At 65.3% G+C, this 17,107-nt stretch carries 14 protein-coding genes; 1 reads left to right on the top strand and 13 read right to left on the bottom strand.

Features of this window, described 5'->3' with window-relative positions; translation table 11 throughout:
- Positions 1-5: 5 nt before the first annotated feature.
- Positions 6-437, bottom strand: coding sequence for a hypothetical protein (locus AC066Y_RS11445; protein ID WP_478273945.1), 432 nt, complete (start codon positions 435-437; stop codon positions 6-8).
- 238 nt (positions 438-675) lie between these two features.
- Between AC066Y_RS11445 and AC066Y_RS11440 the strand changes: the two genes are divergently transcribed.
- Positions 676-1,026, top strand: a complete 351-nt coding sequence (locus AC066Y_RS11440) for a GrlR family regulatory protein (protein ID WP_092114933.1) — start codon at positions 676-678, stop codon at positions 1,024-1,026.
- Between the two features lie 186 nt (positions 1,027-1,212).
- Here the strand turns inward: AC066Y_RS11440 and AC066Y_RS11435 are convergent, their stop codons facing one another.
- From AC066Y_RS11435 to AC066Y_RS11380, 12 genes are all read right to left on the bottom strand, one after another.
- Positions 1,213-2,298, bottom strand: a complete 1,086-nt coding sequence (locus AC066Y_RS11435) for an SMP-30/gluconolactonase/LRE family protein (protein WP_478273944.1) — start codon at positions 2,296-2,298, stop codon at positions 1,213-1,215.
- Between the two features lie 299 nt (positions 2,299-2,597).
- The gene (locus AC066Y_RS11430; protein WP_478273943.1) at positions 2,598-5,279 is read right to left on the bottom strand and encodes a PAS domain S-box protein; all 2,682 of its coding nucleotides are present in this window, start codon (positions 5,277-5,279) and stop codon (positions 2,598-2,600) included.
- A 259-nt stretch (positions 5,280-5,538) separates the two neighbouring features.
- On the bottom strand, positions 5,539-6,420 hold the full coding sequence (locus AC066Y_RS11425; protein ID WP_478273995.1) for a DMT family transporter: 882 nt from the start codon (positions 6,418-6,420) through the stop codon (positions 5,539-5,541).
- Between the two features lie 35 nt (positions 6,421-6,455).
- Complete coding sequence (locus AC066Y_RS11420) at positions 6,456-7,151, bottom strand: alpha/beta hydrolase (protein ID WP_478273942.1); 696 nt, start codon at positions 7,149-7,151, stop codon at positions 6,456-6,458.
- Between the two features lie 117 nt (positions 7,152-7,268).
- Entirely contained in the window at positions 7,269-8,066 is a 798-nt protein-coding gene (locus tag AC066Y_RS11415) for an NUDIX hydrolase (protein ID WP_478273941.1), read from the bottom strand.
- A 2-nt stretch (positions 8,067-8,068) separates the two neighbouring features.
- The gene (locus AC066Y_RS11410; RefSeq protein ID WP_478273940.1) at positions 8,069-9,025 is read right to left on the bottom strand and encodes a dihydrodipicolinate synthase family protein; all 957 of its coding nucleotides are present in this window, start codon (positions 9,023-9,025) and stop codon (positions 8,069-8,071) included.
- 110 nt (positions 9,026-9,135) lie between these two features.
- Complete coding sequence (locus AC066Y_RS11405; protein ID WP_176530689.1) at positions 9,136-10,014, bottom strand: SDR family oxidoreductase; 879 nt, start codon at positions 10,012-10,014, stop codon at positions 9,136-9,138.
- 189 nt (positions 10,015-10,203) lie between these two features.
- Entirely contained in the window at positions 10,204-11,064 is an 861-nt protein-coding gene (locus tag AC066Y_RS11400) for a MaoC family dehydratase (RefSeq protein ID WP_478273939.1), read from the bottom strand.
- Positions 11,065-11,274: 210 nt separating this feature from the next.
- Positions 11,275-11,664, bottom strand: a complete 390-nt coding sequence (locus AC066Y_RS11395; RefSeq protein ID WP_092114941.1) for a Zn-ribbon domain-containing OB-fold protein — start codon at positions 11,662-11,664, stop codon at positions 11,275-11,277.
- Complete coding sequence (locus tag AC066Y_RS11390) at positions 11,664-12,821, bottom strand: thiolase domain-containing protein (protein ID WP_092114942.1); 1,158 nt, start codon at positions 12,819-12,821, stop codon at positions 11,664-11,666. Before AC066Y_RS11390 ends, AC066Y_RS11395 begins: the two co-directional genes overlap by 1 nt.
- Before the next feature lie 290 nt (positions 12,822-13,111).
- A complete protein-coding gene (locus AC066Y_RS11385; RefSeq protein WP_478273938.1) occupies positions 13,112-13,474 on the bottom strand; it encodes a hypothetical protein in 363 nt (120 codons plus the stop codon).
- A 72-nt stretch (positions 13,475-13,546) separates the two neighbouring features.
- Positions 13,547-17,041: an indolepyruvate ferredoxin oxidoreductase family protein gene (locus tag AC066Y_RS11380; RefSeq protein WP_478273937.1), complete on the bottom strand. Its 3,495-nt coding sequence runs from the start codon at positions 17,039-17,041 to the stop codon at positions 13,547-13,549.
- Positions 17,042-17,107 lie beyond the last annotated feature (66 nt).

The following is a 17,107-nucleotide window of genomic DNA, read 5'->3' as shown; positions in this document are numbered from 1 at the left end:
ATCCGCTACGTCATGCTGCCGGGCATGAAGCAGCGGATCGTCACGCCCATGTAGCTCTTGATCGGCCAGACCATCGCGCGCCCGACCCGGTTGGGCTCGGTGACCACGGCCTCGTCGGGAACATCGACCCAGGCCCCATCGAGTCGCACGCGATAGTGCCCGTCCTTCGATTCCCAATCGACGTCGCTGACCGCGCTGCCGTCGGCATCCGAGCAGCACGGTCCCTTGCCGCTGCGCAGACCGTCGAACCATTCCTTGAGCGGCGAATTGGCGTAGCGGCCGTCGGGATCGCGCGCCCGCGCGATTTGTACGGCCGCCGCCAACACCAGCATCGTCAGCCCGAGAGACACCATCACACGGCCCGCACGACGGGCCCAAGTTCCATTGGCATTGCGAGGGCGTGCCAAACGGCCGCCCGATTCAATCCAGTCCGACATGTGTTCGCTCCAGCACTCACCGGCCAGTGCAATCAGAGCTATGCATTTCGCGGGCCAGTTCGATTCGCGCGCACGGTCCGCTGTCATCGCGCCGTCACACCGCCTGGCAGGAACCGAGGGTTCACGGTCAGTCCGGATACCCCCGGAATCAACCTGCCGCATTGCACGAGGTTGCTCGCTTTGGCATAAAAAACCAATCCGGATTGCTGCGGGCGCGGCAGCCGGTAAATGGGACGTTATGAAGAACGGGCTGTACTCAATCCACGTCACCCTGCTGGACGGACGCGTCGGCAAGGGCAGCGGAGTGATTCTTTTCCGCGACGGGCAAATTCTCGGCGGCGATGCCTACCTCTATTACACCGGCAGCTACACGGTGAAGGGTGACGCGTTCAAGGGCGAGGTCCTCGTGCAACGCCACACCACGCCGCGCGAGACCGACAACCCGCTGTTCGGCGGGCCCGCGCCGGTCGGCATCGGCGTCTCCGGCACCTTCACCGACACCCGCGGCACCATGAGTGGAACCGCGCTGGTCGGCAAGGCGAGCCTGATCTTCGGCGCGACGCTGCACAAGCTCGCGGATATCAATTAGCTCTTCGAGACTCGCTGCTAGATCTGTCACCCTGAGGAGCGCGCCCTTGCGCGCGTCTCGAAGGGTCGACGGCCACCAGCCGGGCCGTGCATCCTTCGAGGCTCGCTCCGCTCGCACCTCAGGATGACGGTGACGGAGTTGGCACACGCTTGGAGTTCTACTCCACTCGCTCTCTCTCGCGGCGTCTCACGTCGCGCCGTGCGCCTCGACATAGAGTGCGTAGATCGAATGGCATGACGCCATGTAGAGGCGGTTGTTCTTGGGTCCGCCGAAGGTCAGGTTCTCGCAGCGCTCTGGCAGGCGGATGAATCCGAGCGGCTTGCCCTGCGGGCTGAACACCATGACGCCGTCGAGATCCTCAGGCCTGCCCTTGAGCTGATACACCTTGCGGCCGCCCGTCTCGGTCGGCTCCGACTGCAGCGCGCCGTTGCTGCCCCAGCCGCACCACAGATTGCCGTCGCGGTCGACGCGGAAGCCGTCGAGCGATCCCTGGTCAGCGGCGTCGATCAGCTTGGTCTTGTTGCCGACCGTACCGTCGGGATTGACGTCATAGCTCCAGATGCTGCGGTTCGGCGTGCCCTTCCACTCGACGACGTAGAACTTCTTCTCGTCCGGCGAGAACGCGAGTCCGTTCGGATTGACCAGATCGGTGATGACGGCGGTCAGCTTTCCGTCGGTGCCGATCCGGAACACGTTCGTGTTGTCCTGCTCGCGCTTAGCCTTGAAGCCCTCCCACTCGCCGGCGATGCCGAACACCGGATCGGTGAACCAGATCGTGTCGTCGGACTTCACCACGATGTCGTTCGGCGCATTGAGGCGCTTGCCTTCGAAACTGTCGGCCAGCACGGTGATCTTGCCGTTCTTCTCGGTGCGCGTGATCCGCCGCGTCACCGAATGCTCGCAGGTGACGAGCCGCCCCTGACGGTCGCGGGTGTTGCCGTTGGCGAAATTGGCGGGACTGCGGAAGACGCTGAGGCTGCCGTCCTTCTCGCTGAACTTCATGATGCGGTTGTTGGGGATGTCGCTGAACAGCAGACAGCCGCCTTCAGGGAAATAGGCCGGCCCTTCCGCCCAGCGCATCCCGGTCGCAACCTGCTCCAGCGTGCTGCTGTAGAGGCGGTACTTGGCAAAGCCTTGATCGAGGATTTCGACGGCCGGATCCGGATAGCGCTGATTGGGCTTGAACGGGAACGACTGCGCCATGGCGCGGCTGGCCGCTGCGCTCACAATGCCCGCACCGATGCCGGCCATCAGAATGCGCCGTGAAATCATGTGTTCCTCCCTGCCCATACCGTCCGTTGATCCCTGGGTCGGCTGAGCGAGCCGTAGGAGTGTTGTCGCCGACGGTCCAATGCCGTTCGGGCATCGATCGATGCCGATCGAATATTGGTCTTCGCGCCATCGCAGTCGCGCGCGCCCCGCCCCGTCACCCTGAGGAGCGCGCGCTCTTGCGCGCGTCTCGAAGGGTGCACGGCCCGGCTGGTGGCCATCGATCCTTCGAGGCTCGCTCCGCTCGCGCCTCAGGATGACGGAACTAGAGCACGAGCCGATCAAGCCACCGCGCGTCGGCTCTACTCCGCCGCCTGCTCCAGCGGTGCGACGCGCGGCAGGATCATCTGGATGCGGGTGCCGTTGCCCGGTGCGGACTCGAGCGAGAGCCGGCCGCCGAGGCGGTTGGTGATGATGCTGTAGACGATGTGCAGCCCGAGCCCGGTGCCGCCCTGGTCGCGCCGCGTCGTAAAGAACGGATCGAAGGCGCGGCGGCGCACGTCGAGGCTCATGCCGCAGCCATTGTCGGCGAAGATCACCTCGACATAGTCGTTGCCGGAGGCGTGCACCTGGATCTCGACCTCACCGGCCTTGCCGTCCGGGAACGCATGCGCGACCGCGTTGAGGAACAGATTGGTCAGCACCTGGCCATACGGTCCGGGATAGGAATTCATGATCAGGTTCGGCTCGCAATCGACGTTGAGCGTCAGATTGTGCTTGCGCAGGCCGGGCCGCAGACTCATCACCACCTGCTCGGTGAGATCGCCCAGATCGAAGGAGCGCTGGTCCGAATAGTTGCGGTCGGCGGCGACCTGCTTGAACGACTGGATCAGCTCGGCGGCTCGATTGAGATTGGCGACCAGCTGCGACGAGGCATCGCGCGCCGTGTTCAGGAAGTCGTTGAGGCTCGAGCGGCGCACGTCGCCGCGCTCGACCTCGGCCGCGAAGTTCGCGGTCTTGCGCTCCAGCGCGGAGGCCACCGTGAGGCTGATGCCGACGGGATTGTTGACCTCATGGGCGACGCCGGCGACCAGTCGGCCGAGCGCGGCGAGCTTCTCGGCCTCGATCAGCGAATTCTGGGTCTCGCGCAGATTGCGCAGCGCAGCCTCCGCGGAGTCCCTCGCCTTGCGCATCTCCTGTTCGGACCGCTTGCGCTCGCCGATGTCGAGCGCGACCGTGACGATGTTCTCGATGTCGCCCTGGGCATCGAGGATCGGCAGCTTGTTGACGAGCCATTGCCGCATGTTGCCGGCTGCGTCCTTGTATTCCTCTTCATAGAAGCCAAGTTCGCGGCGCGCCGACAGGACGCGCTTGTCGTTCTCGTCGGTCTTGGCTGCGCCGTAACGCGACATCAGCTCGGCGGTGGTCTGGCCGATCGCGTCCTGCGGCTCGATGCCGAAGATGCCCGCCATGTAGCGGTTCATCAGCACGTAGCGCAGGTTGCGCTCCTTGACGTTGATGACGGCGGGCACCGTGTCGATGACCATCTGCAACAGTCGGCGGCCTTCGGCGATGGCGTCCTCTGCGCGCTTCTGGTCGGTGATGTCGCGCACCGTGCCCTCGTAGCGGATCACCTCGCCCTCGTCGTTGCGCACGACGGTCGCGGAATCGGACAGCCACAGCACGGTGCCGTCGCGCGAACGCACCTGATACTCGTAGTCGCGCACCGTGCCGTCGCGCAGCATCAGCTGCTGGTACTGCTCCCGTGCCGCCGGATCGACATAGACGGTAGAGGCGATGTCGCCGATGCCGTTGATCAGGTCCTGCGGCGTGGCATAGCCCATCATCCGCGCCAGCGCCGGATTGGCATTGAGCAGCGCGCCGCCCGGCGTCGTGACGTAGATGCCGTCGACGGACGCTTCGAACAGCTTGTGGTAGCTCTCCTCGGCGAGCCGCTGCTCGGCAAGCGCGCGCAGTGCCGCCTCGCGCGCGCTGTCGGCGTCGACCAGGGTCTGGCGGAACACCTCGGCGGCGCGCGCGATGTCGCCGATCTCGTTGTCGAGATCGGCGCCCGGAATGAACGCGCTCTTTTCGCCGCCCGCGACCTTGCGAATCGATCCGGCGATCCTGGCGAGCGGGCGAACGGTGCGGCGAACCACCAGCACCGAAGCGAACAGGCCGATCAGCACCCCCGCCGTGCCGAGCACGATGCTCTGCCATTTCGCCTCGGCCAGCGTGCGCGCGAAATCGCGCGCCAGCACATGGCCGCGGCGCGAGCTGAGCTCGCGCAACAGCTCGGTGACCTTCTGGATCAGGCGGCCTTCGGCGCCGAGCACCTCGCGGTCGATGTCGGCGATCTGGCCCTCGCGCACCGAAATCGCGCTGATCGCCTCGGCATAACTGTCGACCGCGCCGCGCAGGGCGGGCTCGGCGATGGTCATCGCCCGCATGCTTTGCGCGGCCTGCTCGGCAGCCGACGTGTTGTGCGCCAGGAGCGCGGTGGCAATGCGGCTCTGGGCCTGCGACAGCGTGTTGGCCAGCACCGCATCATTGCTCGCGGCGAGCGCCTTGTCGAACGCGTCGCGCAGCGGAGGCAGCCCGGCGACGATCTCGGCGCGGCGGCCGAGCAACGCCGAGATGCGCTCGATCCCGCTGCGATAGGTCGCCAGCCGCTGGGTGACGCCGTCGATCATGTCCTGCTGCTCGGGCGCCAGCTCGATCCGGGTCTTCTTCAGGATCTCGCTCAGCGACTGGGCCGCCTCTGCGACCTGGGCCGACTGGTTGCCGGGCTCGGTGACGAAGTCCCGCGCCGCCAGCCGCAGTTCGTTGGTGCGACGATCGATATCCTCGGCGATGTCGCCGACGCTTTGCAGCCGCTGCAGCTCGGCGAAGGTCGTATCGATGTGCCGGATCGCGATCACGCTGGCCGTGGACGTGATGATGATCACAGCCAGCACCAGCAGGAAGCTGCCGAACGTGAGCTGGCCAATGGAGAGGGAGAACGCACGCGGCGCTTGCGAATTCGGCGGCAATTCAGCGGTCATGTCATCAAGGCCGGGGTCCAATGCGCCCCAATATACGGGAAATTACGGGCTTTGGGGAAACATGCTGAAGCCCCTCGCCGGCTGGCGGTGTGACCCGTGTCACCCGGGTGACGCCGGTGGCCGATTCCGGCACAGGGTGACGTCAGGCCTCGTCCGGCGGGATGCCGGCCTCCTTGACGCATCCGGGGACATCCAGTCGGCGGCCGGTTTCGGGAGACAGGACATCGGGCGTCGGCAGCCTTCGGCGCCGGAATCGACCTCAGGCCGTGGTGGTCCTTCGCGAAGGAATCGTCATCGCGGCGACGCCGATGACAACGCAGGCGAGCCCGAGCCACGCCGTCGGGCTCAGCCGTTCGCCCAGAAAAACGACGCTGAGCGCAACCCCGATCGGCACCCGCAGATAGGCCTGCGCGGTGGTGCCGACCGAGCCCAAGGTCTGGATCAGGCGGAAGTAGATCACGAAGGCGATCGCGGTCGAGAACACTGCCAGCGCCAGCAAGGCGAGCAGCGAGCTGATCGACGGCGAGAGCGTCCAGGGCCGCTCGACGACGAGGCTGAGCGGAATCAGCACCGCCGCGCCCGCGATCAGCGAGCCCGCGGCCGGCGCCATCGGATCGAGCTCCTTGAAGCCGCGGCTGAAGATCGCGGCGCAGGCGTAGCAGATGGTGGCGGCGACGATCGCGACCTCGGCCACGATGCCGTCCCGGAGATCGCGGAACGCATCGACGCCGACGATCAGGCAGATGCCGGCCATGCCGGCAATCACCCCGAACAGCTTGCGCGGGCTCGCGCCCTCATGGTGGGTGATCGCGGCCGTGAACAGGAAGGTGAAGATCGGCGAGGCCGAATTCAGGATGGTGGCGAGGCCGGCGTCGACGAAGCGTTCGCCCCAGGCGATCAGCGTCCACGGGATCACGCTGTTGAGGCAGGCCTGGAAGATGAAACGGCGCCAGGTCGGGCCATCCGTCGGCATCGTCACGCCGCGCATCCGCATGATGACGAGCAGCAAGAGCCCCGCGATTGCGGTGCGCGCCGCGATCAGCGTGATCGGCGGAATGGTCGCGACGCCGAGCTTGATGAAGGTGTAGGAGCCGCCCCAGAGGGTGGCGAGCGCGAGCAGCAGCGCCAGCTCGAAGCCCATAGAGGGCTGGCGCGCGCCGCCGGTCGCGGGGCCGCTCACGACGCGCTCCTTGCGAGCCAAGCGGCGGTCGCCGCAAACAGACCTTCGCGTCCGTGTTCTAGATGCATCAAATGCGTTGCCCTCGGCACGACGACATCGGCCTTCTGCGACGCGCCCAGCGCACGTGTCAGCCAGGCTGCGTCGGCATCCTGGCAAAGGTTGTCCCATTCACCGCGGACGATCAGCGTGGGAGCCTGGACGCCGCGCGGGTCGTAAGGGAGCTGCCCCGACATCGCGGCGATGATGTCGGCCAGGGGCCCGTTTGGAATCCGGACGGCCGGCGGATTGCGTTCGGCCGCACCGGCATCGCTTGCCAGATAGGCCGGCCCCCACTCGGCGAGGTCAGGCTCGATCAGCACCGGCGAATGCGACGGTGGGACGTCCTCGACAAATCGCTTCAATTGATCCGCGATGGTGACCTCGCGCCATGCGCCGACGCTCTCGGGGAGTGGCAGCCCCTCGAGCTTCCGCCGGACGATCGGCCCGAACAGCACGAGGCGGCCGACGGCATCCGGACGAGACCGCCCGCCAAAGCGATAGCCGACCGACAGCGCTGAGGGAAACGTCGCACCGTGAACGTAAAGCACGGGATCGCCCACGCCCGGCCAGTGCCGCAGCAGCAGCGTCTCGTCACTGCCGGGCAGCGTCAGGTGGGCTTCGAGAGATATTGCCGCGTCGAGAGATGTTGCCACGTCGGTTCCTTTGCGCCGGGCTGTTGGCCCAGCGCAGTGATTGACGTGGTTATAGCGAGCTTCTGGTGGCTATACTTCGATGCTCGCCGAAGTATCGCGGCTCTGGTCCGCGGGAGCTCAGCCCATCACGCCGACGTCGAACACCTCGCCGTCGTAGCCCGCTTCCTTGGGGATCCGGAGCTGGCGGCCGGTGGCGGTCTTGGTCATCACGGGCATCACCGCGACGATCGGCTTGCCCTTGCTGTCGGCGAGCGCGGCGCCGACGTTCGGCTGCTTGCCGAGCCTGATCAAATTACGCGTGGTCGGGAACGGCAGCTTGAAGCGGCCGGTCTCGCCGCCCTCCAGCGCCTCCCGCGTCGACACCCAGATCGAGTCGGTCGATTCCTTGCCGTCATGGGCACCGAGCTGCTCGGGCGGCGCGGCGGCGAGGAAGAACCAGGTGTCGAAGCGCTTCGGCATGCCTTCCGGCGTGATCCAGTGCGCATAGGGCACGAGCTCGTCGAGCGCGAGCACCATGCCGTTGTCCGTGAGCACCTTGAGGAAGGTGATCTTGCCTTCGTTCAACGCCGCACGATGCTCAGTCGCGATGTCGTTCGCGCGCCCGGCGTCGACCAGATCCTTCGACCCCCGCGGCCGCGCCAGCAGGATTCCGCTCTCCTCGAAGGTTTCGCGGATCGCCGCGATGCGGAAACCGAGCGCGTCGCCGTCGAGCCCTTCCCCGCCCGAATAGAGCGCGGGATCGCCGGCGATCTCCCTGTCGTTCTTGTCGACGCTGCCGCCCGGAAACACCAGCGCACCCGAATTGAACTCGATCTGGTGATGGCGGACCATCATGAAGACTTCAATTTCGGACGACGCTCCGTCACGCAGCAGCAGCACGGTCGACGCAAGGCGCGGGGCAACGATCTCGGTCATAATTATCCTGCTGCACTGGATTGCGGTTGCAGATTGGCGCGACGGTCGACGCGCGCCACGCGGGAGAGCAGATAATCGACCTCCGCCCTCGCCTGCGGCGTGATGACGGCACCGGGCTTGCGCTGGGCGCTGGAGGAGATGATGCCGCGCTTCTGCAGCACGTATTTGCGGACGGTCAGGCCAACGCCAGGCTGCTGCTCGTAGCGGATCAGCGGCAGATGCGCGTCGAACAGATCATGCGCGGCATCGCGCTTGCCGGCCTTCGACAAATTGACGACGTCGATCAGGAGCTCGGGGAAAGCATAGCCCGTCATCGCGCCGTCGGCGCCGCGCTCCATCTCGAAATCGAGGAACAGGCCGCCATTGCCGACCAGGATCGACAGCGGCCGCAGCGAGCCGTCCTTCTGGAAGTTGCGCAAGGTCGAGATCTTCTCGAGGCCCGGCCAGTCCTCGTGCTTGAGCATCACGCAGGACGGCGAGTCCATCACGATCTTGCGGATCACGGCGGGCGTGAACACGACGGTCAGCGTCAACGGATAGTCCTGCAGCACCCAGGGAATATCGTCGCCGATCGCTTCCTGCGCCTGCTTGAAATAGCCTGTGATCTGGTCGTCAGTGCGCAGATGCGGCGGCGGCGCGATCATGACGCCGGCGGCGCCCGCATCCATCGACTTCTTCGCCAGCGAGCGCATCGTGGCAAAGCCCGGCGCCGAGACGCCGACGATCACCTGCAGCTTCTTGGCGCGCTTGACGAAGTGTAGCGCGACCTGCTCCGCCTCCACGGCATCGAGCTTCGGCGCCTCGCCCAAAATGCCCAGCACCGTGACGCCGTCGCAACCGACCTCGGTGTAGAAATCGGTCAACCGGTCGATCGATGCCTCGTCGATGCGGCCGTCGTCATGGAACGGGGTCGGCGCGATCGCAAAGGTTCCTGCGGCCTGGGCGGTGAGTTTGGTCATTTGGGCATCTGTCCTTTAGGTCCGTCGTTCCGGGATGGTGCGGCAGCACCAGACCCGGAACCTCGAGATTCCGGGTTCACGCTTCGCGTGCCCCGGAATGACGGTATACATCAGAACCGCCGCGCGCCCATCTTGATCTGCTCCTCGGAGAAGAATATCTCCTTGGCGTGGGTGGCGATGTCCTCGGCCTTCCAGCCGGTAAACGGCGGCTTCCAGCCCTCCATTTCCATCATCCGCATTTCGCGGACGCCGCGCGGGCCCGAGACTCCGAGAACCTTGCCGGTCTGGTCGCCCGACAAATCGCTGACCATGTAGAGCACGGCCGGCGCGATGCCGTCCGGGCCGAGCGCTGCACCCGGGTTCTCCTTGTAGCGCGGCAGGTCCGCCGTCATGCGGGTCAGCGCGCCCGGCGCCAGAGTCCAGATCCGGATGTTGTACTTGCGGCCCTCGATCGCCAGCACGTTGGAAAGGCCCCAGATGCCGCCCTTGGCGGCGCCGTAATTGGTCTGGCCGAAATTGCCGATCAGGCCCGAGGTCGAGGACGTGTTGACGATGACGCCGCCGCCATTGTCGCGCATCCATTTGAAGACCGGCTGGGTGCAGCAGAAGGTGCCCTTCAGATGCACCTTCATCACCCTGTCCCAGTTGGCTTCCTTGGCCTTGTGGAAGGTCTCGTCGAGCAGGATGCCGGCATTGTTGACCAGGATGTCAGCGCGGCCGAAATGCTTGATGGCGTCGTCGAACACCGACTGGCCGCCGGCCATGGTCGAGATGTCGGCGCCGTTGGCGACTGCGCGGCCGCCCTCGGCCTTGATCGCATCGACCACTCTGTCGGCCATCGACTTGTCGGAGCCCGAGCCGTCGCGCGGGCCGCCGAGGTCGTTGACCACCACCGCCGCGCCCTCGCGCGCAAACAGCTTCGCGTAGGCTTCACCAAGTCCGCCGCCGGCGCCCGTGATCAGCGCCACCTTGCCGTCGAGTAATCCCATGATCGTTTCTCCCTTTCTTGTTGCTCTTCCTTACCTCGCCCCGCTTGCGGGGAGAGGTCGGATCGCATCGCGAGATGCGATCCGGGTGAGGGGGTAGAGGTCTGCCCGCAGACCACCGTTGCGGAGAAGCCCCTCACCCACATCTCCCCGCAAGAGCGGGGCGAGGGAGCCGACGGCCCCGCCGTGTTGCTACGCCAGCACCGTCTTGCCGCTCTTGATCACGGTGACGCCGCGCGACTTCACTTTGGCTTCGAACGACACCACGTTGCCGTCCTTCCACAGCTCCATCGTCACGGTCTCGCCGGGAAACACCGGCGAGGAGAACCGCGCCGCGTGCTGCTTGAAGGCTGTGGGATCGTAATCGGCGTAGGTCTGCAGCACGCCGCGGCAGGTGATGCCGTAGGTGCACATGCCGTGCAGGATCGGCCGCGGGAAGCCAGCCTTCCTGGCAAACGCCGGATCGGAGTGCAGCGGGTTGCGGTCGCCGCACAAGCGGTAGATCAGCGCCTGGTCGGGCCGCGTCGTGATGTCGACCACCTTGTCGGGCGCTCGCTCCGGCACCTTGTGCGGCTCGGGCTGGCCGTCCGACGGGCCGCCGAAGCCGCCATCGCCGCGGGCGAAGCGCGAGGCGACCAGCGTGGCAAGCTTGTCGCCCTTCTCGTCCTTCAGCACGGTCTGGTGGCGGATCACCGCGCCCTTGTCCCTGCCCTTGTCGAACACGTCGAGCACGGTCGAGTCGGCCGTGATGTGGGCCGCGGTCGCGAACGGCTTGTGGAAGGTGATGTCGCGCTCGCCGTCGACCACCATCACGCGGTTGAGGTTCATCTCGCCGGGACCGGCACCCCAGGCCGCGACCGACGCGAAGGTCGGCACCACCTTGAGCGGACGCGGCGTCAGCACGCCCTCATTGACGAAGGCGAGCTCGTTCTCGTCCATCGGATCGGCGCCGAGACCAATGCCATAGGCATAGAGCATCACGTCGCGATCGCTGTAGCTGTATTTCTGGCCGAGGTTCTTCAGGGCCATCAGCTGTTCGTACACGATTGGCATTGTTGTTTTCTCCCCGAACTCTTTTGTCGCCTTGCGCTGCCAATTGATGTGCCCTCTCCCCTTGTGGGAGAGGGCTGGACCGGCAGTCGTCACAAACTCGCTTCGGTGAGGGGTTCGCGCCGCAGAGAGACTCTTTGCGCAGAGAGAGACCCCTCACCCGCCTTCGCTTTCAGCGAAGGTACCCTCTCCCACAACGGGAGAGGGTAAAAATCAGGCCGGCGTGAAGAACGGCAGCGGCGCGCCGTCGGTCGGCTTCCACACCACCTTGACCTTCTGGCCGATCTTCACCTTCTCCAGATCGCAATCGACGATGTTGGTCTGCAGCGACGGGCCTTCCTTCAGCGTCACATACGCGATCGCATACGGACCGGTCGGCGACTTCCGCATCAGGCTGTAGGTGTAGACCGTGGCCTCGCCGCTCGACTCTTCCCACACCGTCTTGTCGGAGAAGCAGAACGGGCAGATCGCGCGCGGGAAGTAGTGCGCTTCGCCGCAGGTGGTGCAGCGCTTGATCATGAACTTGCCTGCCTTCGCCGCTTCCCAGAACGGCGCGGTCTCCGGATTGGTCACCGGGGCGTTGTACTTCTTGGCTTCAGACATCACGCACGCTCCAGAATGCAGGTTGAGGCGGCGTGGCGAACGCCGAGCAGACCGCCGGTGCCGTGGGCGATCGCGAGGTCGCAGTTCTGCACCTGCACCTTCGGATGCGCCTCGCCGCGCAACTGGCGCACCGCCTCGAGGATCTTCGTCATGCCGCCGCGATTGACGGGATGGTTGCTGCACAGGCCGCCGCCATCGGTGTTGAACGGCAGCTTGCCGACGCCCGAGATCAGATTGCCGTCGGCGACGAACTTGCCGCCCTCGCCCTTCTTGCAGAAGCCGAGGTCTTCGAGCTGCATCAGCACCGTGATGGTGAAGCTGTCATAGATCGAGGCGTATTTGATGTCCTTCGGCGTCACGCCCGCTTCCTCGAAAGCACGCGGGCCGGACCACACGCCGGCGGAGTACGTCAGGTCGAGATCCTTGCCGCCGCGCGGGCCCTTCATCGCCTCGCCATGGCCGATCAGGCGCACCAGCGGCTTCTTCAGGCTCCTGGCGATCTCCGGCGTGGTGACGATCATCGCGCCGCCGCCGTCGGTGACGACGCAGCAGTCCATCCGGTGCAGCGGGTCGGAGATCATCGGCGAGTTCAAGACGTCCTCGACGGTGACGACCTCCTTCAGCATCGCGTGCGGATTGTATTGCGCGTGATGCGAGGCCGCGACCTTGATCCAGGCGAGCTGCTCGGAGGTGGTGCCGTAGTCGTGCATATGGCGCATGGCACACATGCCATAGGCATTGTGCGTGGTAGCCCCGTAGGCCAATTCGAAATCGGCCTCGGCGCCGGAGGCGCGCGGCGGCATCGGGCCGGTGCGCGGCTTGCCTGCGAGCGTGACCAGCGCCACCGAGCACTTGCCCGCGGCGATCGCCTCGGCGGCGTGACCGAGATGGATCAGATAGGAACAGCCACCGGTCTCGGTGGAATCCACGTGACGCAGCTTCTTGGTGTTGAGACCGAGATAATCGACCATCGGCCACAGTCCCCCCGGCGCATCGCCGGCGCAGAAATAGCCGTCGATGTCGTCCTTGGTGAGCCCGGCATCCTCGATCGCACCCTTGGCGACCTCGGCGTGCAGCTGTGCTGTTGATTTATCGGGTGCATGCCGGGTGGGATGCTCGTAGATCCCGGCAATGTAGGCCTTGCCCTTGATGGTCAAATCGCTCTCCGCTGGCGTTTCTCGCTCCAGCGTTTTTCTGAACCGACGGCGCGACCTTGGCAAGCGCGGAAATATTCCGTCAGGCGAGACTGCGACGAGCGTACACTATGCGCGCCCCAACACGGATGTCGTCCCGGCGTAGGCCGGGACCTACCCATAACCACAAGGCTGCGCTGCGAGATAAGGCAGTGGCCCCAGCATCGCGCTACAATGAAAAGCGGTGGTTATGGGTCCCGGGTCGCGCTTCGCTTGCCCGGGACGACACTGAATATGTAGCGTTTGCCGGCAGGCTAGTGATGCTTTTCCAGAACGATCACCGCCCCAAGCGACGCGCATGACCACATCGATGCGGCATAGCAGTAGTTGGCCGGATAATCGCTGAGATCTAGGCGATCCACATTTGGATCCGCCAGACGACACTTCACTTCATCCTTCCAGAACGCAAAGCAATCGTCTGCCGCTATCCACCGCAGCGGAAGACCTACGTCGGCGACCACAAAGGCCGAACCATCGCGCAGAATCCGAACAATTTCTGCCTCGCCTATCGGCTCAATCCGACGCGCGTTCACCACTCCGTTGTTGTCCCAAAGTTCCGTGAGCGGAGTCTGCGTGACGATTCTCTGACTCGCATCCATTTCCAAGTCGTTACCCATCGAAGCATCAGCGCGTGGACGCGATGGTGGGTTACGCTTCGCTAACCGCCATCGCAGCTGAATACGTGGCATCTACTCCGCCGCCATCTGCCGCGGCGCGGGCGGCGGGTTGGCGAGGTCGGCGGCGAGTTGCGCGTAGCGAACCTTGGCCTCCTTGATCGCCTTGTCCTTCACCGGGCCGTAGCCGCGAATGCGGTCGGGCAGCGACAGCAATTCGACCGCGATGTCGTGATTGAGCGGCGACAGCAGGGTCAGCACCGTCGCGACATCCTTCTCGTAGCCCGCGATCAGATCGCGCTCAAGCTTGCGGTCGGCGTTGTAGCCGAAGATGTCGAGCGGCGTGCCGCGCAGGAAGCGGAATCGCGCCATCACCTTGAACACCGACATCATCCACGGCCCGAAGGCGCGCTTCTTCGGACGGCCCTGCGCATCGAGCCCGCCGCCGAGGATCGGCGGTGCCAGATTGAAGTTGAACTTGAAGTCGCCCTCGAACTGGTCGCGCAGCTGCTTCTCGAAGCGGCCGTCGGTGAACAGCCGCGCCACCTCATACTCGTCCTTGTAGGCGAGCAGCTTGGCGTAGTTGATCGCGACCGCGCGCTGCAGCGCCTCGCCATAGCCGCCCTTGGTGGCGGTGTCGCGGACCTGATCGACCAGCTTGCGGTAGCGTTTTGCCAAACGCGCGTTCTGGTAGCCGGTCAGAAGCGCCATGCGGTGGGTGATGATCTCGTCGACCGACATCGCATCCAGCGACTTGATCGGCGCCACATCGTCATCCTGCCCCTTCATCATCGCGGCGAGGCGCGCTGGATCGGCCGCGGCCAGACGTCCGAGCTGGAACGCTTGCGTATTCATCTTGATCGAGACCCCGTTGACCTCGATCGCCTGCAGGATCGATTCCGCCGACAGCGGCAGCAATCCGCGCTGATAGGCATAGCCCATCATCATGATGTTGGTGGCGATGGAGTCGCCGAGCAGCGTCTCGGCCGGCTTGGTGAAGTCGAAGAATGCGGAGTCCTTGCGCAGTTCGGTCTCCAGCACGCTGTTGACCTTGCGGCTCTGAAAATTGAAGTCGCGGTTGAGGATGAAATCCGCGGTCGGGATGATGTGGCTGTTGATGATGCCGACGGTGCGGCTCGCATCGCACAGGGTGATGGTCTCCTTCGACACCGCGACGACCTCGTCCGCCGCGAGCACGAGATCGGCCGTGCCGGTCACGATGCGCGAGCAGGTCACGTCGGCGGTGTGCTCGGACAGCCGGACATGGCTCAGCACCGCGCCGCCCTTCTGCGCGAGGCCGGACATATCGAGGATCATCGAGGCCTTGCCCTCGATATGCGCGGCCATGCCGAGCAGTGCACCGATCGTCAGCACGCCGGTGCCGCCGACGCCGCCGACCGCGATGTTGTAGGGCCGGTCGAGCGCGGGCTTCGAGGCCGGCTCCGGCAAGACGCCGATATCGCCAAGCTCGGTTGGGGCGCGCCGCTTGAGGGTGCCGCCATCGACCGTGACGAAGGACGGGCAAAAGCCCTTCACACAGGAATAATCCTTGTTGCAGGTCGACTGGTTGATGGTGCGCTTGCGCCCGAGCTCCGTCTCGAGCGGCTCGACCGAGATGCAGTTCGACTGCACCGAGCAGTCGCCGCAGCCTTCGCAGACGGCAGGATTAATCAGCACGCGGCGCGCCGGATCCTCCATCAGGCCGCGCTTGCGGCGACGGCGCTTTTCCGCGGCGCAGGTCTGCACGAACACGATCGCCGAGGTGCCTTTGGTGTCGCGGCACATCTTCTGGACGTTCTCGAGCTCGTCGCGATGGAACAGCTTGACGCCGGGCGCGATCGTGTCGGCCGGATAAGAACCCGGGTTTTCCGAGACCAGGTAGATCTCGCGAATGCCTTCGGCGTGGAGCTGGAAGGTGATCTGCTGCGGCGACAGGTCGCCGTCGTGGCGCTGGCCGCCGGTCATGGCGACGGCGTCGTTGTAGAGGATCTTGTAGGTGATGTTGGCCTTGGAGGCGATCGACTGGCGGATCGCGAGAATGCCGGAGTGGAAATAAGTCCCGTCGCCGAGATTGGCGAAGATGTGGTTCTCGTTGGTGAACGGCGCGATGCCGACCCACGGTACGCCCTCGCCGCCCATATGGGTGAAGGTCTCGGTCGAGCGGTTCATCCACAGCGCCATGAAGTGGCAGCCGATGCCGCCGAGCGCGCGGCTGCCTTCCGGCACCTTGGTCGAGGTGTTGTGCGGGCAGCCCGAGCAGAAATACGGCGTGCGGCTGACGGGCGCGGCTGCCTGCATCTGCGACGACTGGCGGCCGTTGAACCAATCGGCCTTGGCGCGCAGCATCTCGGCGATTTCAGGATTGAGATTAAGTCGAAGCAGCCGCTCGGTGAGCGAGCTTGCAAGCGAAGCCACGCTGAGCTCGGCGGCGAAGGTCAGGAAGCGCTTGTCGTGATCGTCCATCTTGCCGACGATGCGCGGGCGCACGTCGTCGCGCCAGTTGAACAGCTCCTGCTTGACCTGGTTCTCGACGATCTCGCGGCGCTCCTCGACGATGAAGATCTCTTCGAGGCCGACGGCGAAGTTGCGCACGCCTTCCGGCTCCAGCGGCCAGGGCATGCCGATCTTGTAGAGGCGGATGCCGATCTTGGCGGCGATCTCGGGCGTGATGCCGAGTTCGCGCAGCGCCTGTCGGATGTCCTCGTAGCTCTTGCCCGAGGCCATGATGCCGTAGCGCGCGTTCGGCGAATCCATCGTGACGCGGTTGACCTTGTTGGCGCGGGCAAAGGCGATCGCGGCAAAGCCCTTGTAGTCCTGCAGCCGGCGATCCTGCTCGAACCGGTCGTCGGGCCAGCGGATGTTGAGGCCGCCCGGCGGCAGCTCGAAATCGGCCGGAATGATGAACGGCGTCATCTCGTCGGTGAGGTCGATCTCGGCCGTGGTCTCGACCGTCTCGGTGATCACCTTCATGCCGACCCAGCAGCCCGAGTAGCGCGACATCGCGATACCCAGGAGGCCCATCTCGATCATTTCGTGGATGCTGGAGGGGTAGAGGTAGGGCATCAGCGCGGAGATGAAAGCGTGGTCGGACTGATGCGGGACGGTGGAGGACTTTGCGCCATGGTCGTCGCCGGCCAGGCAAAGCACGCCGCCGTGCTTGGCGGAGCCCGCCGCATTGCCGTGGCGGAAAACGTCGCCGCAGCGGTCGACGCCGGGGCCCTTGCCGTACCAGATGCCGACCGCGCCATCATATTTGGCGCCGGGCGACAAAGCGAGCTGCTGCGAGCCCCAGATCGCGGTGGCCGCAAGGTCCTCGTTCACGCCGGGCTGGAATTTGATGTTGTACTGCTCGAGATGCTTGCGGGCGGCGAACAACTGCTGGTCGTACCCGCCGAGGGGGGAACCGCGATAGCCGGAGATGAAGCCTGCCGTGTTGAGGCCTGCGGCGCGGTCGCGTCTGATCTGCGCCATGGGCAGGCGGACCAGCGCCTGGATGCCGGTCATGAAGACGTGACCGGTGCCTTGGGTGTATTTCTGGTCGAGGCTGATAGGCCCTTGGTTGATTCCCATTTAGCCCTCTTTGCGCTGGTCGCGACGCCTGCTTTTTAGCTAGTCATCCGAACTTGTTAGAACCAG

It is taken from the genome of Bradyrhizobium sp. USDA3010 (assembly GCF_056429065.1).
Note: the sequence above shows the minus strand (reverse complement) of the source record. Positions and strands in the feature narration are given on the sequence as shown.